The 23041-nt window shown below is 68.6% G+C and carries 20 protein-coding genes and 1 pseudogene; 12 read left to right on the forward strand and 9 right to left on the reverse strand.

Going from position 1 to position 23041, the window contains the following annotated elements; all coding sequences use genetic code 11:
- Nucleotides 1-16 precede the first annotated feature (16 nt).
- A pseudogene (locus ACWPN3_RS12425) lies at nucleotides 17-884 on the reverse strand (3-hydroxybutyryl-CoA dehydrogenase).
- Between the two features lie 331 nt (nucleotides 885-1215).
- On the opposite strand from ACWPN3_RS12425, the gene ACWPN3_RS12430 reads away from it, so the two are divergent.
- From ACWPN3_RS12430 to ACWPN3_RS12440, 3 genes are read left to right on the forward strand one after another with little or no spacing between them, the layout of a single operon-like run.
- Nucleotides 1216-2226 carry an ABC transporter substrate-binding protein gene (locus ACWPN3_RS12430; protein ID WP_492261447.1) on the forward strand — a complete coding sequence of 337 codons (1011 nt, stop codon included), beginning with the start codon at nucleotides 1216-1218 and terminating at the stop codon, nucleotides 2224-2226.
- Between the two features lie 28 nt (nucleotides 2227-2254).
- A complete protein-coding gene (locus ACWPN3_RS12435; RefSeq protein ID WP_109448339.1) occupies nucleotides 2255-3088 on the forward strand; it encodes an ABC transporter permease in 834 nt (277 codons plus the stop codon).
- A 25-nt stretch (nucleotides 3089-3113) separates the two neighbouring features.
- Nucleotides 3114-3950, forward strand: coding sequence for an ABC transporter ATP-binding protein (locus tag ACWPN3_RS12440; RefSeq protein WP_492239697.1), 837 nt, complete (start codon nucleotides 3114-3116; stop codon nucleotides 3948-3950).
- Nucleotides 3951-4010: 60 nt separating this feature from the next.
- Here ACWPN3_RS12440 and ACWPN3_RS12445 read toward each other — a convergent pair whose 3' ends face one another.
- Nucleotides 4011-4925 carry a LysR family transcriptional regulator gene (locus ACWPN3_RS12445; RefSeq protein ID WP_109448341.1) on the reverse strand — a complete coding sequence of 305 codons (915 nt, stop codon included), beginning with the start codon at nucleotides 4923-4925 and terminating at the stop codon, nucleotides 4011-4013.
- Nucleotides 4926-5126: 201 nt separating this feature from the next.
- On the opposite strand from ACWPN3_RS12445, the gene ACWPN3_RS12450 reads away from it, so the two are divergent.
- Nucleotides 5127-5588, forward strand: coding sequence for a (2Fe-2S)-binding protein (locus tag ACWPN3_RS12450; protein WP_109448342.1), 462 nt, complete (start codon nucleotides 5127-5129; stop codon nucleotides 5586-5588).
- A 3-nt stretch (nucleotides 5589-5591) separates the two neighbouring features.
- Nucleotides 5592-7844, forward strand: a complete 2253-nt coding sequence (locus ACWPN3_RS12455) for a xanthine dehydrogenase family protein molybdopterin-binding subunit (RefSeq protein WP_492239696.1) — start codon at nucleotides 5592-5594, stop codon at nucleotides 7842-7844.
- Nucleotides 7845-7854: 10 nt separating this feature from the next.
- Here the strand turns inward: ACWPN3_RS12455 and ACWPN3_RS12460 are convergent, their stop codons facing one another.
- From ACWPN3_RS12460 to ACWPN3_RS12470, 3 genes are all read right to left on the reverse strand, one after another.
- The gene (locus ACWPN3_RS12460; RefSeq protein WP_492239695.1) at nucleotides 7855-8298 is read right to left on the reverse strand and encodes a hypothetical protein; all 444 of its coding nucleotides are present in this window, start codon (nucleotides 8296-8298) and stop codon (nucleotides 7855-7857) included.
- Nucleotides 8299-8478: 180 nt separating this feature from the next.
- Nucleotides 8479-9063 carry a mismatch-specific DNA-glycosylase gene (locus ACWPN3_RS12465; protein WP_492239694.1) on the reverse strand — a complete coding sequence of 195 codons (585 nt, stop codon included), beginning with the start codon at nucleotides 9061-9063 and terminating at the stop codon, nucleotides 8479-8481.
- A 53-nt stretch (nucleotides 9064-9116) separates the two neighbouring features.
- The gene (locus ACWPN3_RS12470) at nucleotides 9117-10808 is read right to left on the reverse strand and encodes an FAD-dependent oxidoreductase (protein WP_109448348.1); all 1692 of its coding nucleotides are present in this window, start codon (nucleotides 10806-10808) and stop codon (nucleotides 9117-9119) included.
- 304 nt (nucleotides 10809-11112) lie between these two features.
- Here ACWPN3_RS12470 and ACWPN3_RS12475 point away from each other — a divergent pair, with 304 nt between their 5' ends.
- Nucleotides 11113-12096: a DUF4142 domain-containing protein gene (locus ACWPN3_RS12475; protein WP_109448350.1), complete on the forward strand. Its 984-nt coding sequence runs from the start codon at nucleotides 11113-11115 to the stop codon at nucleotides 12094-12096.
- Nucleotides 12097-12198: 102 nt separating this feature from the next.
- Nucleotides 12199-12432, forward strand: coding sequence for a hypothetical protein (locus ACWPN3_RS12480; RefSeq protein ID WP_109448352.1), 234 nt, complete (start codon nucleotides 12199-12201; stop codon nucleotides 12430-12432).
- Nucleotides 12433-12519: 87 nt separating this feature from the next.
- Here the strand turns inward: ACWPN3_RS12480 and ACWPN3_RS12485 are convergent, their stop codons facing one another.
- The 4 genes from ACWPN3_RS12485 to ACWPN3_RS12500 all read right to left on the reverse strand — a co-directional run bounded on the left by ACWPN3_RS12485 (nucleotide 12520) and on the right by ACWPN3_RS12500 (nucleotide 17794).
- Nucleotides 12520-15141 (reverse strand): TIGR02302 family protein, encoded by a 2622-nt coding sequence (locus ACWPN3_RS12485; RefSeq protein WP_492239693.1) that lies wholly within the window; start codon nucleotides 15139-15141, stop codon nucleotides 12520-12522.
- A 289-nt stretch (nucleotides 15142-15430) separates the two neighbouring features.
- Complete coding sequence (locus ACWPN3_RS12490) at nucleotides 15431-16369, reverse strand: DMT family transporter (protein WP_492239692.1); 939 nt, start codon at nucleotides 16367-16369, stop codon at nucleotides 15431-15433.
- A gap of 107 nt (nucleotides 16370-16476) precedes the next feature.
- Entirely contained in the window at nucleotides 16477-16746 is a 270-nt protein-coding gene (locus ACWPN3_RS12495) for a DUF2934 domain-containing protein (protein WP_492261448.1), read from the reverse strand.
- A gap of 436 nt (nucleotides 16747-17182) precedes the next feature.
- Nucleotides 17183-17794: a hypothetical protein gene (locus ACWPN3_RS12500; RefSeq protein ID WP_247873092.1), complete on the reverse strand. Its 612-nt coding sequence runs from the start codon at nucleotides 17792-17794 to the stop codon at nucleotides 17183-17185.
- 778 nt (nucleotides 17795-18572) lie between these two features.
- On the opposite strand from ACWPN3_RS12500, the gene ACWPN3_RS12505 reads away from it, so the two are divergent.
- From ACWPN3_RS12505 to ACWPN3_RS12525, 5 genes are all read left to right on the forward strand, one after another.
- On the forward strand, nucleotides 18573-19553 hold the full coding sequence (locus ACWPN3_RS12505; RefSeq protein WP_492261449.1) for a bifunctional aminoglycoside phosphotransferase/ATP-binding protein: 981 nt from the start codon (nucleotides 18573-18575) through the stop codon (nucleotides 19551-19553).
- A 177-nt stretch (nucleotides 19554-19730) separates the two neighbouring features.
- The gene (locus tag ACWPN3_RS12510) at nucleotides 19731-20597 is read left to right on the forward strand and encodes a universal stress protein (protein WP_492261450.1); all 867 of its coding nucleotides are present in this window, start codon (nucleotides 19731-19733) and stop codon (nucleotides 20595-20597) included.
- 241 nt (nucleotides 20598-20838) lie between these two features.
- Nucleotides 20839-21012: a hypothetical protein gene (locus ACWPN3_RS12515; RefSeq protein WP_492261451.1), complete on the forward strand. Its 174-nt coding sequence runs from the start codon at nucleotides 20839-20841 to the stop codon at nucleotides 21010-21012.
- Nucleotides 21013-21132: 120 nt separating this feature from the next.
- A complete protein-coding gene (locus tag ACWPN3_RS12520) occupies nucleotides 21133-21603 on the forward strand; it encodes a hemerythrin domain-containing protein (protein WP_109448366.1) in 471 nt (156 codons plus the stop codon).
- 209 nt (nucleotides 21604-21812) lie between these two features.
- Nucleotides 21813-23039 (forward strand): hypothetical protein, encoded by a 1227-nt coding sequence (locus ACWPN3_RS12525; RefSeq protein ID WP_492239688.1) that lies wholly within the window; start codon nucleotides 21813-21815, stop codon nucleotides 23037-23039.
- Nucleotides 23040-23041 lie beyond the last annotated feature (2 nt).

Raw genomic sequence — 23041 nt, forward strand, 5'->3', positions numbered from 1 at the left:
TCCCTTGCCGCAGCGGTTACTTGCTGTAGTCGTAGAAGCCGCGGCCGGTCTTGCGGCCGAGGTAGCCGGCGTCGACCATCTCCTTCAGCAGCGGGGCCGGGCGATACTTCGGATCGTTGAAGCCTTCGTAGAAGACCTCCATCACCGACAGCATGGTGTCCAGACCGATCAGGTCGGCCAGCGCCAACGGGCCGATCGGGTGGTTGCAGCCCGCCTTCATGCCGGCGTCGATGTCCTCGGCCGTGGCGATGCCTTCCTGGAGCGCGAAGATCGCCTCGTTGATCATCGGGCAGAGGATGCGGTTGACGGCGAAGCCGGGGCTGTTCTTGGCGGTGATCGGCGACTTGCCGACGCGCTTGGCGAAGGCCATCGCCTTGGCATGGGTGTCGTCGCTGGTCTGGATGCCGCGGATGATCTCCAGCAGCGCCATCAGCGGCACCGGGTTGAAGAAGTGCAGGCCGATGAAGCGGTCCGGACGGTCGGTGGCCGTCGCCAGCTTGGTGATGGAGATCGACGAGGTGTTGGTGGCGACCAGCGCCTCCGGCTTCAGGGTGGCGCAGAAGATCCTTCAGGATCTTGACCTTGAGGTCTTCATTCTCGGTCGCGGCCTCGATCACCAGATCGCAGGTGGCGAGCTTCGACTTGTCGGTGGTGGCGGTGATGCGCGCGACGGCGGCCTCGCGGTCGGCGGCGGTCATCTTCTCCTTCTTGACCAGACGGTCCAGGCTGCCGCCGACGGTCGACAGGCCGCGCTGCACCGCTTCCTCGGAGATGTCGGTCATGACCACCGTCAGGCCGGCGACGGCGCAGACCTGGGCGATGCCGTTGCCCATCTGTCCGGCGCCGATGACGCCGATCGTTTCGATCCCCATGCTCTCGGCCATGTTTCTTGTCCCTAATCGGTTGAGCGCGTGCGTTGGTTCGCAGATGCAGCATCTTCTACACGCTTTTTCGTTGCGCTGCGATGACTTGTCGTAAGGGGCAACGGCGGCTTTCGCCCGGCGCGGCGACCTGCCGCAGGGCCGGGTGTCGGCGGAATTCCGCCTGTCCGTGCAACGACATCGGCGGCTTTCCGCCGATGCAGCCCATGGCCCGAACGGCCGGGTCCAGGCTTTCCAACTGTTTGCGCGGCGAACTGACAATGGCACGCCCCTTGCTCTCCTCCAGGCCAACCGCGGCGACGGGTCGCGGATCAAGCCCCATGGGAGAGACACGATGCTCCGGAAGACTCTGCTCGCCGCCACCGCCTTCGCTGCCGCAGCACTCGCCGCCCAGGGCGCCTCGGCCGCCGATCTGGTCCAACTCGGCAACCTGAAATTCGCCCATTACGGCGCGGTCTCCTACATGAAGGAGATCGCCGGCAAGTACGACCTGAAGATCGAGGAGCGGGTCTTCCCCAAGGGCATCGACATCCTGCCCGCCATCGTCGCCGGCGAGATCGACGTGGCCGCCAGCGCGGTGGACGCCGCCATCGCCGGCCGTGCGTCGGGCGTGCCGATCTATGCGGTGGCCGGCTTCGCCAAGGGCGGGGCACGCATCGTCGCCAAGCCGGATGCCGGCATCAAGAGCGTCGCCGACCTGAAGGGCAAGAAGGTCGCCACCCCGCGCGGCGGCGCCCAGGAACTGATCCTGCTGGCCGAGTTGGCGAAGCATGGGCTGAGCTGGTCGGACCGTTCCGGCAAGGACGTGCAGATCGTCTACATGGCCTACGCCGACATGAACCAGGCCCTGCTGGCTGGCAGCATCGACGCCATGTCGCAGTCCGAGCCGCAATCGAGCCAAGCCATCAACAAGGGCTTCGGCGTCGAGGTGGTCAAGCCGTACGACACCGAACTGGGCGAGCCGGTGCGCTCGCTGGTCATCACCGAGGACTTCTACAAGAAGAAGCCCGACGTCGCCCAGCGTCTGGTCAACTGTTTCGTCGAGGCGACGGCGACCTTCATCGCCAACCCCGATCTGGCCGAGAAGTATGTCCGCGAACAGATGTTCAAGGGCCAGATCTCCAGCCAGGACTTCAAGGACGCTATCGGCAACTCGCCCTACAGCTACGACCTGTCGGTCCATCACGTCCAGGTCACGACCGACATGATGCAGAAGTTCGGCGTCGGCCGCATGGACAACCCGCCGAAGGCCGCCGATTGGGTGAAGCTGGACCTGCTGGAAAAGGCGAAGGCCACCAAGGCGGCCGCGAATGACGCCGGTACCGGCACCGTGAAGGCGAACTGAGCCCCACCCAGCGGAAGGAGGACGCCCCATGTCCCAAGCCAAGCCCCGTTTCTCGCCCGCGGCCCTGCTGCGCGGCTCCCTGGTGCCGGTCCTGGTGATCGCGCTGTGGCAGATCCTGTCCACCTCCGGCCTGATCAACCCGGTGGTGCTGCCGTCGCCGGTGCAGGTGGTCGTGCGCTGGTGGGCCTATCTGCTGCCGACCGAAGCCTACGATCCGGCGCAATCCAGTTGGATCCTGTGGGCGCTGTCGGGCGAGATGCTGTTCGACGCCTGGTCCAGCCTGTACCGCGTGGTGCTGGGCTTCGCCGTCGGCGCCGGGCTGGCGCTTCCGCTGGGGCTCGCCATGGGCGGCAACCCGCGCATCTACGCGCTGTTCGACCCGCTGATGCAGGTGCTGCGGCCGATCCCGCCCATCGCCTACATCCCGCTGGCGATCCTGTGGTTCGGGCTGGGCAATGCGCCGGCGGTGTTCCTGATCGCCATCGGCGCCTTCTTCCCGGTGCTGATGAACACCATCGCCGGGGTGCGCCATGTCGACGGCATCTATCTGCGCGCCGCCCGCAACCTGGGGGCCGGCAAGCTGACCATGTTCCTGCGCGTCATCCTGCCGGCCGCCACCCCCTACATCCTGGCCGGCGCCCGGATCGGCATCGGCACTGCCTTCATCGTCGTGATCGTGTCGGAGATGATCGCCGTCAACTCCGGCCTCGGCTTCCGCATCCTGGAAGCGCGCGAGTTCATGTGGTCCGACAAGATCATCGCCGGGATGTTCACCATCGGCCTGCTGGGCCTCGCCATCGACATCGGCATGAACCGCCTGAACAACCACCTGCTGCGCTGGCACCGCGGTCTTGAGAATTGATGGGGAGGGGATGGAGATGACGCCCATGCTGAAGAGTGTTGCCGACACCACGCCCGTCACCGAAGCGGCGTCTGTGCAGATCCAGGTGCGCGGGGTGGAGAAGACCTTCGTCGTCGGGGCGCAGAAGATCGTCGCCTTGCAGAACATCGATCTCGACATCCGCAAGGGCGAATTCGTCTGCCTGCTGGGACCCTCGGGCTGCGGCAAGTCCACGCTGCTGAACGCGGTCGCCGGGTTCCAGCCGCCGACGACGGGGACCGTCACCGTCGATGGCCGCACCATCACCGAACCCGGTCCCGACCGCGGCATGGTGTTCCAGGAATATGCCCTGTTCCCCTGGATGACGGTGGCGCAGAACGTCGCCTTCGGCCTGGAGATCAAGGGAATGTCCAAGGCGGAGATCGCCGAGCGGGTGGAGTGGCTGCTGCAGAAGCTGCATCTGCAGGACTTCCGCAACCGCTTTCCCAAGGATCTGTCGGGCGGCATGCGCCAGCGCGTCGCCATCGCCCGCGTGCTGGCGCTCGACAGCCCGATCCTGCTGATGGACGAGCCGTTCGGCGCGCTCGACGCCCTGACCCGCCGCACGCTTCAGGACGAGTTGCTGCGCATCTGGGAGGAGGTCGGCAAGACCATCCTGTTCGTCACCCACTCCATCGAGGAGAGCATCTATCTGGCCGACCGCATCATCGTGATGACCTACCGGCCGGGCACCATCAAGCGCGACGTCGCCGTCGACATGCCGCGCCCGCGCGACGGCTCCGCCCCGGAGTTCAACCGCCTGAAGCGCGAGCTGTCGCAGATGGTGATGGAGGAGCAGCAGCGCTTCAGCCAGGACGAAATCCGCTCCGTCACCGCGGATTGACGGGAAGAAGGTTCAACCGGACAGGAAGGGGCGCCCCGCCGTGGGTGCCCCTTCTTCGTGTCAGAGCTTTGCCGCCTCTTCGCTCAGGCGCTGGCGCAGCCAGCCATGCGAGGGGGAGCCGGTGTTGCGGCGGTGCCAGATCATCGACATCTCGTAGTCGCCGATGTCGAAGGGCAGCGGGCTGGTCGCCAGCCCCAGCGCGTCGGCGTACAGACGGGCCAGCCGGGCGGGCAGCGAGGTCAGCATCGGCACCTGCATCAGGATCATCGGGATCGCCAGGAACTGGGTGGTCGAGGCGGCGACCCGCCGGCTGGTGCCGAGTGCCGCCAGCTCTTCGTCGATGAAGCTGGTCATCCCGCCGCGCAGCGACGGCATCAAATGCGGATAGCGGGTGTAGTCCTCCAGCCCGATCGGCGGGGTGACCGGCACGAGTTTCGGATTGTACAGACAGGCATGGGTTTCCCGGTAGAGCACCTGCCCGTCGTGCCAGCGCCGCAGATCCGGCAGATAGCCGATGGCGAGATCGAGGGTGCCGTCGTCCAACGCGTTCAGCATGGCGTCGGGGTCGAGGTTGAGCAGCGACACCGACACGCGCAGGTTGCCTTCCGCCGCATCGCGCAGGATGCCGGTCAGCAGGACCGCCTGCATGGAATCGGTGGTGGAGATGGTGAAGGTCCGTTCCTCCCGCTGGGGATCGAAATCCTCCTCCGCCGACAGGGCGCGGGCCGCACCCACCAGCAGGTCGCGCAGGGGCTCGGCCAGACGCTGGGCGCGCGGGGTCGGTTCCATCCGGTTGCCGGTGCGCACGAACAGCGGGTCGCCCACCAGCGTGCGCAGCCGGCCCAGCGCATGGCTGACCGCCGACTGGCTGACGCCCAGCGCCTCGGCCGCGCGGGAAACGTTGCGGGTCTCCAGCAGCGCGTCGAACACCTTTACCAGGTTGAGGTCGAGCGCAGGGTTATGAATAGCTTTCATGACGATATGAACCAAAGCGTTCTAGTTCATTGTGCACTGGACGGTGTATTCTGTCTAGCCAGCGCTGATCCAACAGCCATCAATCAAAAAAACCATATTCCGTAGCCAACGCCCGCAACCGGGCAGCGGACCTGTCGTCGTCCTTCCTCCAATCGTCGGGGCAGGCCGGTGGTTCCGTTCAGGGAGAAAGAGGCAAGAGCCATGGTTCGCATCAACGTCAACGGCGAGGAGCGTCAGGTCGACGTTCCCGAGGACATGCCGCTCCTGTGGGTTCTGCGGGACGAGCTTAACATGACCGGCACCAAGTTCGGCTGCGGCATCGCCCAGTGCGGCGCCTGCACCGTCCATGTCGACGGCACGCCGACCCGCGCCTGCCAGACCCCGGTCGGCATGCTGACGCCGGACAGCAAGATCACCACCATCGAAGGCGTCAAGGGCAAGGCCGCCCAGGCGGTCCAGGCGGCGTGGCAGAAGCTGGACGTCGTCCAGTGCGGCTATTGCCAGTCGGGCCAGATCATGAGCGCCGTGGCGCTGCTGACCGACAACCAGAACCCGACCGACCAGGACATCGACGCGGCGATGGACGGCAATGTCTGCCGCTGCGCCACCTATGTCCGCATCCGCGCGGCGATCAAGGATGCCGCCCAGACGATGAGGGCCTGATCCATGCTGCATCATCTGATCCGTCAGGCCGCACAGAATGGTTTTGGCGACGGGCTGTCGCTCACGCCGCTGCCCGCCCCGTCGCGCCGTGGTTTCCTGAAGGCCATCGGCGCCGGTGCCGGCGTTCTGGTGGTCGGCGCGCATCTGCCGATGCCGGCGCTGGCCGCCGAAGCGGCGCCCAAGATCATCGGCCCGGCCGACCCGCGCCCGCACGCCTTCGTCATCGTGGCGCCGGACAATACCGTTACCGTGCTGGCCAAGCATCTGGACAAGGGCCAGGGCATCGTCACCGGCATCGCCACCATTGCGGCCGAGGAGCTTGACGCCGATTGGGCCCAGGTGCGCGGCGCCTTCGCTCCGGCCGATGCCAAGCTGTACGCCAATCATTTCTTCGGCATCCAGGGCACCGGCGGCTCGACCGCCGTCGCCAACAGCTGGGACGAGCTGCGCATGGCCGGCGCCGCCGCCCGCGCCATGCTGGTTGCCGCCGCTGCCGTGCGGTGGAAGGTTCCGGCCGGCGAAGTGACGGTGTCGAAGGGCGTGGTCCGCCATGCCGCCAGCAACCGCAGCGCCACCTTCGGCGAACTGGCGGAGGAGGCATCCAAGCTGCCGGTGCCGCAGCAGGTCAAGCTGAAGGAGCAGAAGGACTATGTGCTGATCGGCAAGCCGGACCTGCACCGGCTGGACCACATCAGCAAGACCAACGGCACCGCCATCTTCTCGATGGACATCCGCCGCCCCGGTCAGGTGACGGCGGTGCTGGCGCGCAGCCCGCGCTTCGGCGGCACGGTGAAGAGCGTCGACGATGCCGCCGCCCGCAAGGTGCCGGGCGTCATCGAGGTGATCAGCCTGCCGGTCGGCGTCGCGGTGATCGCCAAGAATACCTGGGCCGCCATGAAGGGCCGAGAGGCGCTGACGGTCGCCTGGGACGATGGCAAGGCCGAGACCCGCGGCACCGACGCCATGCTGGCCGACTACCGCAAGGCGGCGGAAAAGCCGGGCTCGGTCGCGGCGAGCAAGGGCGATGCCGACAAGGCGATCGCCGACGCCAAGGCCAAGGGCGGCCATGCGGTGGACGGCGAGTTCGTCTTCCCCTACCTCGCCCATGCGCCGATGGAGCCGCTGAACGCCGTGGTGGCGCTGAACCCGGAGGGTGGCTGCACCATCTGGGCCGGATCGCAGTTCCAGACGGTCGAGCAGATGACCGCCGCCCACATCCTGGGCTGCAAGCCGGAGCAGGTGAAGATCGAGACCCAATGGGCCGGCGGCAGCTTCGGCCGGCGCGCCACCACCAACGCCGACTACATCGCCGAGGCGGTGATGATCGCCAAGGCCTATCCCAAGGCCCCGGTGCATCTGGTCTGGACTCGCGAGGACGACATCAAGGGCGGCCGCTACCGCCCGCTGTTCCTGCACAGGATCACCGCGGCGGTCGACGCCAAGGGTGCGCTCGTCGGCTGGAAGCAGCGCATCGTCGGCCAGAGCTTCATGGCCGGCACGCCGTTCGAGGCGGTGATGGTCAAGGATGGCGTCGATGCGACGATGGTCGAGGGCGCCTCGGACATGGCCTATCCGGTGGCGAACCTCGCGGTCGATGCCCACACTGTCGCCTCGCCGGTCACCACCCTGTGGTGGCGGTCTGTCGGGCACACCCACACGGCTTATGCCAAGGAGGTGATGATCGACCGCCTCGCCAAGGCGGCCGGCAAGGACCCGGTGGCCTTCCGCATGGAAATGCTGAAGGACCATCCGCGTCTGGCCGGCGTGCTGAAGCTGGCGGCGGAGAAGGCCGGCTGGGGCCAGCCCTTGGCGCAGGGCAAGGGCCGCGGCGTCGCCGTCCATGAGAGCTTCAACACCTATGTCGCCCATGTCGCCGACGTGACGGTCGATGCCAAGGGCCAGATCAAGGTGGACCGGATCGTCGTCGCCGTCGATTGCGGCGAGGTCGTCAACCCGGACATCGTCAAGGCCCAGATGGAGGGTGGTGCCGGCTGGGGCATCGGCCATGCGCTGCGCGGCGAGATCACCATGACCGAGGGCGTGGTCGATCAGGCCAACTTCGACAGCTACCTGCCGCTGCGGATGTCCGACATGCCGGTGGTCGAGGTCCACATCGTGCCGTCGCACGAGCGGCCGACCGGCGCCGGCGAGCCGGGCGTCCCGACCGTGGCACCGGCGGTGGCGAACGCCGTCTTCTCGGTGACCGGCCAGCCCTTGCAGACGCTGCCCTTCAGCCGGGGCGGCATCGTCAGCTGAGACGGGGCGGCTAAGGCGAGGCTTTGTCCGAGACTGCAACGATTCCGGCCGTCCGCGCGGCGGCCGGGATCGTTGCGGGCGGGTAGGCGGGCCAGCCATGGTCGACCAGCAGCTTCACTGCGGGATCCAGCCGCACAGGGCCGGCGGGGACAGGAGTCTCCGCCGGCCCTTTTTTGTCGGGTGCATCGAGATGCAGAAGCCGGGCGAGCTGCCGGTAATGGGTGTCCGTCAAGGGTGATGGGGGAAGCCGCGGTCCCCAAGGGTCTTTCCAGGGTTCTGTCGCGGCGGTCGCAGGCGTCAGCACCGTGAGATAGCAGGCCGCCCGCAGAACCCCTGCCATCAGCAGGACGGCCAGCGCCAGGATTGCCCAATGGCGGCGGCGCAGCCGCAGGGCGACCCTGTCGGTCTGCGGTGCCTGTTGGTCAACGGGACGGGTTCGGGCGGTCGCGGTCATGCGGGGCACAGCATGGCTCAAGCCGGTATCGGCCTGCCCGGCCTTTCCCGGCGAAATGCCGGGGCAGGGGGGGTGCCCCCCGCGTCCCGTCCTGACCGGCCGGCATTCTCCGTCCGGACAACAATCCCTGCCGCCTCCCCAGGAATTGCAACGGAGGCGACATCTCCGTCGGCGACGGGTTCAGGCAGGCCGGCGACGCCCGATTTCCGCCCGTACCTCGCGGAACCAGCGCAGCTTGTCCTCGAAGGGCAGGCGGGCGAGGCCGCTCGGCGACGGCACGACCACATCGGCGACGCCGTCGAACAGGCTGCGCTCCTGCACGCCCCAGGGCGCGTCGGGCAGGCCGGTCGCCGCCAGATAGACGCCCTTGCCGGTATAGGCCAGCACCCGCGGCCGGACGAAGCCGACGATCCGCGCCAGCCGCGGCACCCCGCCGCGCAGTTCCGCCCGCGATAGTTCGGCGGCGCTGGCGGTGGCGCGGGCGACGAGGTTGGTGGAGCCGAGCCCGATGGCCGGCAGGGTGATGTCCTCCTCCGGCCGGTAGAGGCGCGGCGTCAGCCCGGCCTCATGCAGCAGGCGCCAGAACTGGTTGCCGCGCCCGGCATAGTGATGGCCGAGCGCGCCGGAGCGCAGGCCGGGGTTGAAGCCGACGAACAGGCAGTCGAGCCCCGGCGCCACGATGTCCGGCAGCGGCCCGGCGGGAGGCGGCAATCCCGGCGGGGCCGGGGTCAGGGGCGGGGCCGGAACATCGTCGAACAGGTCCATGGCAATCGAATCCTCTCCGCAAGGGAGAGCAATATAGGACGCCGCCGCCCCGCTCAAAGCGAGGCGGCGACCGCGGGTGCGGGGGGGCTGCCGCGTTCATCCTGCAACAGGGCCAGGACGCGGTCGGTCAGGCGCAGGGCCAGCGCCACGATGGTCATGGTCGGGTGGTCGGCGCCCATGGTTGGGAAGACGGAACTGCCGGCGATGTAGAGGTTGCCGACGCCATGGACGCGCCCATCGGGATCGACCACGCCGTGGCGCGGCGAGTCATGCATCCGTGTGGTGCCCATATGGTGCCAGCACCAGCCGACGTCGGCCATCGTCGCCTCGGCCGTGTTCTCCCCGTCCTCCACCGTGATCAGACCGCGGCGCAGCAGGTCCTCGCGCAGCAGGCGCTGAGTTTCGCTGGCGCCCCAGCGGTCCTGCGCGGTCAGGCGCCAGTCCACCTTGGGCAGGTTGCGGCCGAACGGATCGGTGGCGTGGTCCAGCGTCACCCGGCTTTCTGGGTTGGGCACAGGCTCCAGCACCGTTTCCAGGGTGAAGCGGCGGGGCAGCCAGCCCGGATCGATGGTGCTGTCGAACAGCGCGTGGGCCAGCTGCGGCATGCTGCGCAGGATGCGCGGGCCGGCGTTGCGCAGCAGGCTCGCCGCCTCGTCCTCCGACACGCCGAAGCGGCGGCAACGGTGGCGCGACGGCAGGAGCCGCAGGTCGCGCATCGCCTTGAAGGCGTCCAGTGCCGCCGAATGGTAGGAGGCGACCAGATATGTCCGGGAATTGGGCAGCGCATGCCGTTCCTGGAGATCCTCGGTCGGCGACAGCGCCAGCGCGATCGACGGGTGCGGCCGCCGCAGCCGCCGCCGGGCGAGGCACAGGCTGACGTCGTAGAGCGTGCGGTGATGCCCCTGCCGGGTCAGGCGGATCGGCGAGGTCTTGAAGCGCGGGTGATCGGCGAAATAGCGGCCGACCAGATCGCTGCCGTTGCCCAGACCGGCAGCCTGCACCTTGTTGGACAGCAGCAGGATGCGCGCATTCTCGATGCCGCCGCAGCCCAGCACGAACAGCCGGGCGCCGACGGTGAAGCCGGGGCCGTCCAGGGTGCGGACCTGCACCCGCTCCACCGCCGTTGCCGAATGGTTGGTGTCCAGCCCGGTGACGTTGGCGTTCAGGAAGGCGGTGATGTTGGCGGCCCGTCCGATCTCGGCGCGATAGGCCTCGCCCATGCGGATCGGCGGGCTGAGCTGGGCGACGCGGTTCTCGAAGGCGCTGGCGCTGCCGTCCTCGTTCTCCACCGGAATAAGCTCGGTCTTCGGTCCGCGGACCTGCTCCATCCAGTAATCGCTGTCGTACTCGAAGGGGCCGAGGCCGAGCACGCTGTGCGAGCGCTCGTAATAGGGCATCATCGTGTCGCGCGGGATCGGCCAGCCGCTGCCGGGGATCCAGGGGCGCTCGGCGAAGTCAGTCCGCTCCAGCGGGCGGGAGAAGCCGCCCCAGCAATTGGTGCTGCCGCCGAGATAGCGGCTGCGCGCGGTGGTCAGCCGCTCATAGGGCAGGCCGACGTTGCGGCCGGCATACAGCGCCTGGGAAATGCCGTCGACCTCCAGCCCGCCGCCTTCCAGCAGGACGACGCTCAAGCTGCCGCCCGCCAGTTCGCGCGCGATGGTCAGGCCGGCGGCACCGCCACCGATCACGCACAGATCGCAGTCGATGTGCGTGCCGTTCAGGACATGGCGGGCATCACGAAGCAAGCGGGCCTCCGTACTGGGAACATAAGCATACCGGGGTCATCGGGGTCATAAGCCCCCCTTCTTGCCCCGGACACGTGGCCTAGACCGAGCACTCATTCGGATATACCCCCGGCGCGTCCCCCTTGGTCCGGAGGTCGCAAAAGCGCGGCACCCCGGACGAACCGGACGGCCCTCGACCGGGAGGGAACGACCGCCGCGCCCAACGGTTGAGAAGGGCAAGAGGGGTGCTTCGGCCCGGCCGCAGGCTTGGCCGCCCGGCACCGGAAACCTTGCAAGTCCCAATGCAATTCGAGGAACCGCCGCCATGAAACGCCACCATCTTCTCGCGACCGCCGCTGTGCTCCTGTTCACGGCGCCGGCACTCTCGCTGGCCCAGACGCCGGCCCCGGCCAAGACCGTGACCGAGAAGGGCCAGTTGGCGCAGCAGGACATGACCTTCGCCGAAAAGGCGGCGATCAGCGACATGTTTGAAATCCAGGCGGGTAAGCTGGCGCAGGATCAGGCGAAGGAACAGGGCGTCAAGCAGTTCGGCAGCCACATGGTGGCCGACCACACCAAGACCTCCGACGCTATGAAGACCATGGCCCGGGAAAAGTCGATGACCCTGCCGACCAAGCTCGATTCCGAACACCAGCAGAAGCTTGACAAGCTGCGCGGCCTGAAGGGCGACCAGTTCGATTCCGCCTATCTCCAGGGCCAGATGGACGCTCACCAGACCGCCGTCACCCTGTTCCGCCAGCAGGCGGAGAACGGCAAGGACGCCGACCTGCGGCGCTTCGCCGAACAGAGCCTGCCGACGCTGGAGCAGCATCTGCGTCAGGTCCGCGACCTGCGCCCGAATGTCGCTTCCGCTGCCGGCGGTGCCGCCCAGCAGAGCACCAGCTTTGAGAAGATGATGGGCAAAGATGTCTATGGCGAGAACGGCAAGAAGCTGGGCGACGTCGCCGACATCATCCTCGACGCCCAGAGCGGCAAGGCCACCCAGGTGATCCTGAACCGCGGCGGCGTGCTGGGCATCGGCGCCAAGCATGTGGCGCTGGACTACAACCTGCTGCGTTCCGACAGCGACCGCCTCGTCGCCCGGCAGGTGACCGAGGATCAGGTCAAGCAGATGGCGGAGTTCAAGTACGACGACACCACCGTCTCGCTGGGCAAGCGCCATGGCACCAGCAGCGGCAGCAGCGTCGACCACAACGCCACCGGCCACAACACGGGCGCTGCCGGCGGCGACGCGGCGCATGGCACTGCCAACAGCCTGGACAGCACCCAGCCGCGCAACCCTCAGTAATCCCGCTTGCCGAGGTCCGTTAGCGATTTCCCAAACCCAGCCGCCCGCCGCCGGGAGTCCACGTCCCGGCGGTCCGGGTGGTCAACCGATGGAGAACACGCCATGGCGAACGCCAGCAAGAAGCACATGAGCCCCAGCGGGCAGGGCAAGGGCACCGGCACCGGTGCCACCACCGACCTGCCGGCCGGCGCCATCGGCGACAACATGGTGCTGTCGAACCGCGACAAGTCCCGTCACTCCGACGCTCGCGGCCTGGACAGCAAGGCCGTGCAGACCGAACAGATGCAGGACCACGCCGCCAACCACAATCCGGACGACGACCGTCCCGAGCAATGACGGACAGGTCAGCCTGATGGCGCCTGTTGAGCGGGACCGGCTTGTGCCGGTCCCGTTTTTCATGTCTGCACCGCTGGAAGTGATCCGTCAGAACTGCTTCAGCAGCCGGTCGATGTAGTTGCGTTCCTCCTGCGGGCGCCCGTACTGGCCGGAGCGGCGGCGCAGCTCGTCGAGGATCTCGCGGGCGCGCTGGAGTTCCGACTGCTCGGGGATCTTCACGTCGTTGGAATCCTGCATGCCGTAGCCGGACGGACGGCGTCCGAGCGGGTCGCGGCCCCGGCCCTGGCGCGGCATCTGGCCCTGCTGGCCCATCATCGCCGGCCCGCCCTGGCCCATCATCTGCTGGGCCATCTGCTCGGCCATGCCCTGCATGCCTTGCTGAAGCTGTTCCATCGCCTCGGTCTGCGACGGAACCGCGGCACCGGGGGCGCCCTGCTGCAAGGCCTGGGCGGCGTCGCGCATGGCGCGCTCGGCGCGGCCCAGCGGTTGCGGGATCTCGCCGCCCTGCTGCTCGCCCATGCGCCGCATCAGCTCGCCCAGCTGGCGCCGCAGCGCCTCCTGCTGCTCGGCCTGCTTCTGTATGGTCGGGCTTCCCGAGTTCTGCTGCTGGCCCTGCTGGTTCCGGCGCTGGTTGGGCTGGCGGCCGCGGGGCTGGTCGCCCTGCTGCCCCTGCTGGTCCATCGACTCCTGCGACTGGCGGAAGCTCTGGTCGAGAAGCTGCTGCTGCTGCTGCGCCAGCTTCTGCAACTGCTGCATCATCTCCCAGGACTGGTTCTGCTGCTGGCCGTTCTGCTGGTTCATCTGGGCCATGGCGCCGGAGCGCATGTTCTCCAGCATCTGCTGGAGCTGGGACAGCATCTGGCGGGCGGCGTCGCGCGACCCCGTCTGCGCCATCTCGCGCATGCGGTCGAGCATCTGCTGGAGGTCGCTGCGGTCGGTCATCTTGTCCGCCATCTCCGGCGGGACCATCGGGATCTGCTCGCCGCGCTGCATGGCTTCCAGCATCCGCTGTTCCATGGCGTCCATGAACTTGTCGAGCGCCGCCTGCAGCTCGTCCATCAGGCGGTTCAGCTCCTCGTCGGAGGCGTTCTTGTCCAGAGCCTCGGACAGCCGCTTTTCGGCGTCGCGCAGGTCCTTCTCGGCCAGCGACAGGCCGCCATCCTCAATGCGCAGCGCGGTTTCCCACAGAAGCTGCTGGAGGGCGGGGACGGACTCCGCGCTCTGGTCCAGCATCAGCCGGGCCAGGGCAGTGCGCAGGGACAGGAAGGCGACGATGTCGTTGCCGTAGCTGTCGGGGCGGGCGGAGATCTCCGCCAGCGCGCGGGCGACCTGGACTCGGGACTCCTGCGGGCTGCGGGTCAGGATCTTGCGCTGATTGACGATGGCGCGGGCGACGGGGTGGTTGAAGGTGCGCTCCGGCAGGATGATCGCGGCATCCTCCGAACGGCCGGTCTGGCCGGCGCCGTCTGCTGCGGTCAGCCGCACCGTCACCGGCATGCCGGCCCAGGGATGGGCGGTCAGGTCCTGGAAGGCGGTGCCGCGCGCGTCCTTCGGGCGAACGCCGGGGAGCGACAGCGGGAATTCGAGCACCTGCTCGGTGCCGGGCTTGTCCGGCTTGGGTGCGGCATCCGGCTTCGCCGCGCCGGGAGCAGGGGCGGGCGGCGTCTCCGGGGCGAGGCGGATTTGCGCCTTCACCTCGGTCAGGCCGTAATCGTCGCGGGCGGCATAGTCCAGCTTCAAGGCACCGCGTTCGCCGGCGGCGGGCGGGCTGGCGTGGGCGATGATCGGTGCGCGGTCGGGCACCACCTGGATCGGCCAGGAGCCCAGCGTCCGCCCGCCCTGGGTGACGGCGATGCGGGTGCCGCCGGTCACCGGCTTCTGCACCTGGAAATTGCTGGAGTCCACCGCCTCGAACGGGCCGGTCTGGTCGCCGGCCTCCAGGCTGGGGGTGCCGCTGCCGCCGGTGACGCGGGCGAGCACCAGGCTGCCCTGCGGAATGTGGACCGGCTGGTTCGCGGCAGGTGTGCCGGCGGCAGTCTGCTGGGCTGCCGGCTGGGCTCCTGGCTGGGCGGTGGGCTTCGCGGAGGAGCCGGATTTCAGGAAGACCGGCGGCAGGCCGGTGTAGTCGGGCGGGTTGATCCAGAGGTCCAGCGTCGCCGCCGCGGTGACGGTGCCGCCCGAGAACTGCGGGGTCAGCGCGGCGGCGATCCGCGGGCGCCAGTCGCCCCAGGCGGCGGCTCCGGCGACCACCAGCGTCAGGATCACCAGGGCGCGCAGGGCATAGCGGTCGTGCGACGGCACCTCGGTTCCCGGCCACGCCACGCGCAGGCCGCGCATGGCGGCGCGCGTGCGCTCCTGATGCAGGCGCCACAGCGCCTGTGCGGTCGGGTCATTGCCGGCGGGGCGGTCGCGCAGGGTGTGCAGCGGACGATGGGCAAGGCCGCTGTCCCGCTCCAGCCGGCGGCGGGCCTCATCCTCGACCGGGGCGCGGAAACGCCGGACTCCGACGGTGAGCGACCACAGGAAGGCGGCGGCCATCACCAGCAGGGCCAGCCCATGCAGCCAGCCCGGCAGCAGGATCAGCAGGTTGAGCAGGGCGAGCGCCAGGAAGCCGCCCAGCACCGACAGCGGTGCCCACGATGCCGGCCCCAGCCGTTCCCACAGCAGCGCCGCGCGCGCCTGGGCAAGGCGGAACCGGGGCTCCGTCACGCCGTCCGCCGGGTCCGCGTTCCGGCTCCGCTCGGATCCGGCCCGCTCGATCCCGGGTTCGCCGCGTCGCTCGTTCTGCTTCATGCCGCCCCCTTCGCGCCGTAAGGCAGCCGGTCCGGCGGGTCGCCTGCCGTGGACCGGTGTGCTCGCGCGAACCAATCATATAGGCGTCGCCGGCGGATTTCGCCCGCCGGTTCGCTCACCTCGAAGTCGATGGTACAGCCCATCATCGCGGGATGGCGAAACTATGACGCGCGACGGTCGGCTGAAATTTCGGAGGGTTGGACCCTCAGTCGCCGTCGCCGGCCGGCAGCGGCTTGGTCACGGTGGTGCGGCGCCGGGTCTCGCGGTGCAGGATGTAGAGGCCGCTCGCCATCACCACGGCGGCGCCGGCAGCCATGGTCGCGGTCGGCACCTCGCCCCACATGAACCAGCCGAAGACGACCGCCAGCAGCAGCGAGGTGTAGTTCAGCGGCGCCACCACGGCCGCCGGGGCCAGCGAATAGGCGCGGGTCAGCATCAGCTGGCCGCAGCCGCCGAACAGGCCTGTCACCAGCAGCAGAAGCCAGTCCATCGGGTCCGGCGTGACCCAGGAGAAGGGCAGCGACAGCCCGAGCAGGACGGTGGTCAGCAGGGTGAAGTAGAAGACGATGGTGTCCGGCCGCTCCGTCCGGCTCAGCTGGCGGATGGCGATCATCGCCAGCGCGTTGGTCAGCGCACCGCACAGCGCGATGATGGCGCCCAGGTTCAGCACGTCGCCGCTCGGCCGCACGATGATCAGCACGCCGGCGAAGCCGACCAGAACGGCGCTCCAGCGATGGATGCCGACCTTCTCGCTGAGCAGCGGCACCGACAGGGCGGTGAGGAACAGCGGCGCTGCGAAGTTCAGCGCGATGGCGTCGCCCAGCGGCAGCAGGTGGAAGGACCAGAACATGGCGACCATGGTGGTCAGCCCGATCAGCGACCGCCCCATATGGCCCCAGGGATAGCGCGTGCGCAGCGTGGTGGCGAAGCCGATGCCGAGATGGATCGACAGGCAGACCGGGATCAGTGCGAACAGGCTGCGGAAGAACATCACTTCGGTCACCGGGAAGCGGTCCATCAGGAGCTTCGCCAGGACGTTCATCAGCGAGAAAAACAGCACCGACATCAGCATCGCGGCGATGCCGCGGGGCGTGTTGTCGACGCGCTTGTGCGTGGGGGGAGTGGATCGAGGCGGGGCTGTCACGGTGCGCCGAGCCTACCAAGCGTTGCCGCCCGCGTCACGGTGTCGCGACGCGGGCGGTCATGCCGGTGGGGAATGGCGGTGTTGCGTAAACCCGCTTCGGTTGTCCGTCAGGACTGGGCCTTGAACAGGCCGGAGACCTCCGCCTCGGCGCGCAGCCAGTGCTCCTGCTCGCGGCCCTCGGGACGGCCGTCCTCTTCCCAGATCTGGTAGGCGCGTTCCTGGATCATGCGGTTGCGGTGGCCGCTCAGCAGCCCCTCGGCGATGTTCATGTTCAGGCGGGCGAGCGAGACCAGCTTGGCCGTCTCGATGGCGCCCTGGGTCGCCAGCATGGTGGTGGACACGACATACTGCGCCAGATTGCGCAGGTTGGCCTTCACCTCCGGCTCCACCGGGCAGTCGCTGTTCAGCAGGACCGTTCTTGATGGCGATCCACAGCTTCAGGTTCTGGTCCAGCGTGACGGTCACCTTGTCCGGCGAGTCCGACTCCAGAAGGGCGCCGGCCGCCTGCAGCAGGACGATGCTGTCCTGTTCCACCGACGCGAAGTTGGTGCGCAGGATGGTGTCGGCCCAGCTTTCCACCGGAGCCTCGAACACCGGCGCAGCAGAGGCAGCGGCGGGAGCGGTTGCGGGAGCGGCGGAAGAAGCGGTCTTGCGCTTGGTGGCCATGGTGGGTTCCCCAGGGAGCGTTCGGTCCGCGTCCACTTGAGCCAACCATGTTTAAAATGCGGTTAAGACGCTACCGCTGCGCGCGTTTTCACCGCACCGGACGCCGCGGCACGATGTCCCGGCCTTGTCCCGGCCCTGTTCGGGCGGTCATGGGCCGCCGAACGGCAGGCGGTAGTAAAAGCCGAAGACGTTGTTGGTGCCGGCCGCCGGGTCGCCCGCCGCCGCGTCGTTGACGATGCGGCTGTAGCCCAGGCTGAAGCGCGACTTGTTGTCGAACTCATAGCCCAGCTCCAGCTGCGAGCGGAATTCGGTGGTGGGCGCGCCTTCGCGCCGGGCGGTGGGCAGGGTGCCGGCGCCGACGCTGGGGGTGAAGACGAAGGAACCGAGCGGTACGTCGACCAGCACGCCGCCGCTCAGGCCCCCGGAAAGGCCGCCGGAAAGACCGGTCACGGCGCTGCGCGGGGTCAGGCTGCTGCCGGTGGCCGGTCCGATCCAGGGCTGGATGTTGACATAGGGTTCGATCTGCGGGACCAGCGACGATCCGATCCGCACCTTGCTGTTCAGCACGGTGAGGTTGCTTTCCGGCGGTGGCTGCAGGCTGTAGGCGAGGCCGCCCAGCGCCCAGTTGCCGAACCGGCCGTCGGCGTCGATCGACTCCGCCCGCGCAACTCCGCCCCCCGTCAGGGCGAGCCAGAGCAGACTGGCGGCCAGGACGGCCGGCAGGCGGTTCTTCTGGTGGCTGCTGCGCAGGCGTTTCACGGGCACCCCCCTCCCCAGCCCTCTTCACGGCAAATCGGGTCGGACCATGAGGTCCGGCCACTATAACGAAGGGGCGTGGCAACTGACCCATGGAGTATCGGCACTACCCCTAGGATGTCGTCATCGCCATCTGCGTTTCAACCATGAAAGCAGGAGCGCGGCGGGATCATGCTCTGTTATTCTAACGTCATGACCGCGCATCCCGCCGAACCGTCCGCCGGCCGGTGTTCCGCCGCCGGGCAGCAAGAGGAGGTGATCGCCTTTCTCGGCGATCCGCACACCCATGGCGGGCTGGCGGTCGAGCGGATCGACACCCATGCGGCATCGGTGTTCCTGGCGGGGGACCGGGCGCTGAAGCTGAAGCGCGCGGTGCGCTATCCCTATCTCGATTACTCGACTGTCGGGAAGCGCCACGCCGCCTGCGTCGAGGAACTGGCGATCAACCGCCGCACCGCGCCGGCGCTCTACCGCGGCGTGGTCGCCATCCGCCGCGGCGACGATGGCCGGCTTCGGCTGGACGAGAGCGGGGGTGCAGATGGAGCCGTCGATTGGCTGGTGTCGATGGCGCGCTTCCCGGACGAGGCGCTGTTCGACCGCATGGCGGAGCGGCAGGCGCTGACCCCCGTGCTGATGCGCCGCCTGGCCGAGCGGATCGCCGCCTTCCATCGCGATGCCACGCCCCGGCCGGATGGCGGCGGGGTGGAGGCGATGCGGGCGGTGGCCGACGGCAATGTCATGGATCTGCGGGCCGCTCCGGATTCTGTTCCCCGCAGCTGTGGTGGACCTGCTGGCGGAGCGCACCGGCGATGCGCTCGACCGGCTGGCGCCGCTGCTGGAGGAGCGGCGGCGGGCGGGGTTCGTCCGTCATGGGCATGGCGACCTGCATCTGCGCAACATCGTCCTGCTGGATGGCGAGCCGACCCTGTTCGACGCCATCGAGTTCGACGAGGCGCTGGCGGTCGCCGACGTCTTCTACGATCTCGCCTTCCTGCTGATGGACCTGGATCACCGCGGACTGCGGCCGTTGGGCAATGCCGTGCTGAACCGCTATCTGGAGGAGACGGGTGATTACGGCGGGCTGGCGGCGCTGCCGCTGTTCCTGTCGCTGCGCGCGGCGGTGCGGGCCAAGGTGTCGGCCGCGGCATTGCGGCTGGAGGGGGCGGCGGACGAGGCTTTGGCCGGGGAGGCGCGGCGCTATCTGGAGCAGGCGCTTGCCGTGCTCGACCCGGCGCCGGCGCGGCTGGTCGCGGTCGGCGGGCTGTCCGGCAGCGGCAAGACGCGGCTGGCCCAGGCGATCGCGCCGGACTTGGGGCCGCCGCCCGGTGCGGTGGTCCTGCGCAGCGACGTGCTGCGCAAGCGGCTGTGCGGGGTGGCCGACGGCGACCGGCTGCCGGCCGAGGGTTATGGCCCGGCGATGACGGAGCGGGTCTATGGCGAGCTTTACCGGCGGGCCGCGGTGGTGCTGGCCGCCGGTCAGGCCGTGGTGGTCGATGCGGTCAGCGCCCGGCCCGACGAGCGCAACCGGATCGCGGAGGTCGCGGCCGGGGCCGGAGTCCGCTTCGACGGCATCTGGCTGGAGGCACCGCTGACGGAGCGGGTGGAGCGTGTGACCAATCGTCGCAACGATGCCTCAGACGCCACCGCCGAGGTGGTGGAACGGCAGGAATCCTACGATCTGGGGAGCATCGGCTGGGCGCGCGTGGATTCTGGCAGGGTTGCGTCGGATGTGCTGGACGACGCCCGTGCAAGCTTGGCCTAATTCCAGGTGAGACAACGCGTTAAGGGCCATATCTCAAAGGTTGGCGGCCTCCGCCCCGGGCCGCGGACCGCAGCGACGACGGGGCAAATGACGGCAAGGGCGAGAATTGCCCGCCACACCGGCGGGTGGGCCGCCGCCGTCCGGGAAGGGCCGCTCGAACCGGTCCGGGAGGAGTCCATGACCTACAAGACCATCCTTGTGCCGCTGTGCGGCAGTGACAACGATCCGGTCGCCCTGAAGGGCGCGGTGGCGGTGGCGCGGGACTTCGACGCCCACCTCGTCGGCCTGTTCGTCCGCCTCGACCCGCGCGACGCCGTGCCGATGCTGGGCGAGGGCATGTCCGGCGCCATGGTGGACGAGATCATGCGCGCGGCGGAGACGGAGTTGAACAACCATCGCGCCGCCGCCCGCCGCCATTTCGACAGCGCGGTCGCCGAAGCCGGGTTCGAGATTCGCGACGTCCCCGGCGGGGTCGAGGCGCCGTCCGCCTCCTGGCGCGAGGTGATCGGCCGGATCGAGGACGTCGTGCCGGCGGAAGGCCGCCTGTCCGACCTGATCGTCTGCGCCCACACCTCCATCGAGGCCGACACGCAGGGCTACACCACCATGGAGACGGCGCTGCTGGGCTCCGCCCGGCCGGTGCTGCTGGTGCCGAAAAACCTGCCGGCGGAGATCGGCCACACCGTCGCCGTCGCTTGGAACGGCAAGACGGAGGCGACGCGCGCCGTCGCCGCGGCTCTGCCCTTCCTGCGCAGCGCCGACCGCACCCATGTGCTGACCGCCGAAACTTCAGTGACGGAAGGCGCGACAGGACGTCGCATTGCCCAATATCTCGCTTGGCAAGGAGTTAACCCGGAGTTAACTGTATTGCATCCGGGATCGGAACCCGTTGGGGAGACGGTCACCAAGAAAGCCGTTGAGCTGGGCGCCGACCTGCTTATCATGGGCGGCTACGGCCACAGCCGGATGCGGGAAATGATCCTGGGCGGTGTCACGCGCTACGTGCTGAACCACGCCGGGCTGCCGGTTCTGATGGCTCACTGATTTTTGCCGGTCTTCGGCCGCGCGGTTTTCCCCGTCGCCCACAGTTGGCGGGGGCCCGTGCGGCTCCGGCATTTGCAGGGATGCCGTGTCAAGCAGGACCGTTTTCCGACCCTGCCAGCAGGGCAGTCCGGCCGTTCCCGGGAGGAACGCGCCATGTTGACGATCAAGGACTGCATCGCGCTCGAGCGATCTCACCGAAGCCGAGATCGACGCGATTGCCGAACACGAACATGTTCCGGAGATGGTCGCCGTGGAGATGGGCCATTGCCTTGCCCATTGCCCGGGCGGGGCCGACCGCATCGCCCACATCATCGCCGACGACATCGCGGAGGCCTGCGCCCATGGGCAGGTCGGCCATGCGGTGGATTTGATGCACACTCTGCGCGAATTCGTGGAAACGCACCCGCGCGGGTAAAGGTGTAAGGCGATGGCGAAAGGGACGCGGCCGGGAACAGTCCGGCCGCGACGGGGTTCTATCGGCAACCGTTCACCACGTTCCCAGAACGATTGCCCTCAATTGCCAAGGACCCCGACGATGGCCAGCAAGACCACCGGTACCCAGGCCGACATCTTCGCCCGCATCAAGACCGACCACGACACCATCCGCAGCCTTTTGGACAAGACCGAGAAGGCCAACGGCAGCGGCCGTGCCGTGTTCGAGGAACTGCAGCGCGAGCTGTGGGCCCATTCGAAGGTGGAAGAGGGCGTCTTCTACGCCTCCCTCAAGAAGGTGAAGGAAGCGAAGTCGGAAACCGTCGAGGGGCTGAACGAGCATCACCTCATCAACGGCCTGCTGGATGAGTTGAACGCGATGAAGACCACCGACAGCGGCTGGAAGGAAAAGCTCCAGGTGCTGGGCGAACTGGTCCGCCACCACCTGGACGAGGAGGAGGAGGAGCTGTTCGAGGAGGCCAAGGACGCTCTGGACGACGACCGCGCCGCCGAGCTGGGCAGCGCCTATGCCGAGCGCAAGACCCACATCATGGCCGGTCTGGCGCCGTTGTAAGCCGGTTGGCTCCGCCCTCTCCCACCGGGGAGGGGGCTGAGTCCGTTTGGTTGCCGTCGGCCGGCAAAGGGGCCATATCAGGGGCTTCTTTGATTTGGCCGGCGGTGTCGATGTCCAAGCGTGTCAGCCTCTTGCGAATGCTCCCACGGCGAGGAGAGCGGTTCGGCCGCACCACCGTCGCGGCGGTCTTCCTTGGAGTTTACGCCCTAATGTGCGGTTCGGGGTCGGCTGCACCGGTCCCGCCGGCGAAGGAGCTGGCGCAGAAGACCTGCGGCACGCTGGCAGCGCGCGTCGACGAGGTGTCCGGGCGCGGGCCGCTGTTCCTGCGCAGCTACGACAATTCCTATGCGCCCGGCCCGACCTCGGAGCCGGCACTCTCCAATGCGGCCTTCACCTACGACAATGCGCTGGCGATCATGGCGCTGACCGCTTGCGGCCAGCGCGACAAAGCCCTGCGCATCGGCGAGGCGCTGCTCGACGCCGTGTCGCTCGACCGTGCCGGCTGGAAGGGGCGGCTGCGCAACACCTATCGGGCTGGCGCGCAGAAGCAGCGGCCGATTCCGCCCAACGGCTGGTGGGATGCCGTCGGCAATCATTGGGGCGAGGACCCCTATCAGGTCGGCACCGCCACGGGGAATGTTGCCTGGGCCGGTCTTGCCCTGCTGACTCTGGGCGACGCCACCGGCGAACAGCGCTTCCGCGACGGTGCGGTCGAGTTGGCGCGCTGGGTGGTCGAGCACACCCGCGACCCGCGCGGTCCCGGCGGCTTCAACGGCGGCGTCCAAGGCTTCGACGACGCGCCGCAGCCGCTGACCTGGAAATCGACGGAGCACAACACCGATCTGGTCGCGCTGTTCGCCTGGCTCGGCAAGAGTTCCGGCAAGGGCTCCGGAGACAGTTCGGGCGACGATTTCGCCGGGCCGGAGCGCGAGGCGCGCGCCTTCCTCGACACGCTGTGGACGGCGGGCGGCGACCATTTTCCCATCGGCACCGCGCCGGACGGCGTGACGATCAGCACCTCGACCTCCGGCCTCGATGCGCAGCTCTGGCCGCTGCTGCTGCCGAAGGCGCCGGAGGCATGGCGGGCGGCACTCGCCTATGCGGAGCGCGCCCATGGCGCCGACGGCGGGTTCGACTTCAACGACGACCGCGACGGCATGTGGGTGGAGGGCACGGCGCAGGCGGCACTCGCCTACCGCAGCGTCGGCCGCCGCGGCGATGCCGACCGGCTGTTCGGCGAGATTCTGAAGGAAGTCAGCCCTGGCGGCTATCTCTACGCCACCCGGCCGCAGGTGCTGACCACCGGGCTCGCCATCGGGCCGGACAGCAAGACCGACGATTTCCTCTACTACCGCCGGCCCCATCTGGGTGCCACCGCCTGGGCGGCGCTGGCGGCGCTGGGCTGGAATCCGTTCACGGGGAAAGCGGTGCCGTAACC

This window comes from Azospirillum sp. UENF 111221, assembly GCF_058780625.1.

Coding starts and splice junctions, on each gene's coding strand:
- ACWPN3_RS12440 (WP_492239697.1), top strand. CDS start 3,114: ATGCTGAAGAGTGTTGCCGACACCACGCCCGTCACCGAAGCGGCGTCT.
- ACWPN3_RS12445 (WP_109448341.1), bottom strand. CDS start 4,925: ATGAAAGCTATTCATAACCCTGCGCTCGACCTCAACCTGGTAAAGGTG.
- ACWPN3_RS12450 (WP_109448342.1), top strand. CDS start 5,127: ATGGTTCGCATCAACGTCAACGGCGAGGAGCGTCAGGTCGACGTTCCC.
- ACWPN3_RS12525 (WP_492239688.1), top strand. CDS start 21,813: ATGTGCGGTTCGGGGTCGGCTGCACCGGTCCCGCCGGCGAAGGAGCTG.
- ACWPN3_RS12520 (WP_109448366.1), top strand. CDS start 21,133: ATGGCCAGCAAGACCACCGGTACCCAGGCCGACATCTTCGCCCGCATC.
- ACWPN3_RS12455 (WP_492239696.1), top strand. CDS start 5,592: ATGCTGCATCATCTGATCCGTCAGGCCGCACAGAATGGTTTTGGCGAC.
- ACWPN3_RS12510 (WP_492261450.1), top strand. CDS start 19,731: ATGACCTACAAGACCATCCTTGTGCCGCTGTGCGGCAGTGACAACGAT.
- ACWPN3_RS12460 (WP_492239695.1), bottom strand. CDS start 8,298: ATGACCGCGACCGCCCGAACCCGTCCCGTTGACCAACAGGCACCGCAG.
- ACWPN3_RS12475 (WP_109448350.1), top strand. CDS start 11,113: ATGAAACGCCACCATCTTCTCGCGACCGCCGCTGTGCTCCTGTTCACG.
- ACWPN3_RS12480 (WP_109448352.1), top strand. CDS start 12,199: ATGGCGAACGCCAGCAAGAAGCACATGAGCCCCAGCGGGCAGGGCAAG.
- ACWPN3_RS12465 (WP_492239694.1), bottom strand. CDS start 9,063: ATGGACCTGTTCGACGATGTTCCGGCCCCGCCCCTGACCCCGGCCCCG.
- ACWPN3_RS12515 (WP_492261451.1), top strand. CDS start 20,839: ATGGTCGCCGTGGAGATGGGCCATTGCCTTGCCCATTGCCCGGGCGGG.
- ACWPN3_RS12430 (WP_492261447.1), top strand. CDS start 1,216: ATGCTCCGGAAGACTCTGCTCGCCGCCACCGCCTTCGCTGCCGCAGCA.
- ACWPN3_RS12435 (WP_109448339.1), top strand. CDS start 2,255: ATGTCCCAAGCCAAGCCCCGTTTCTCGCCCGCGGCCCTGCTGCGCGGC.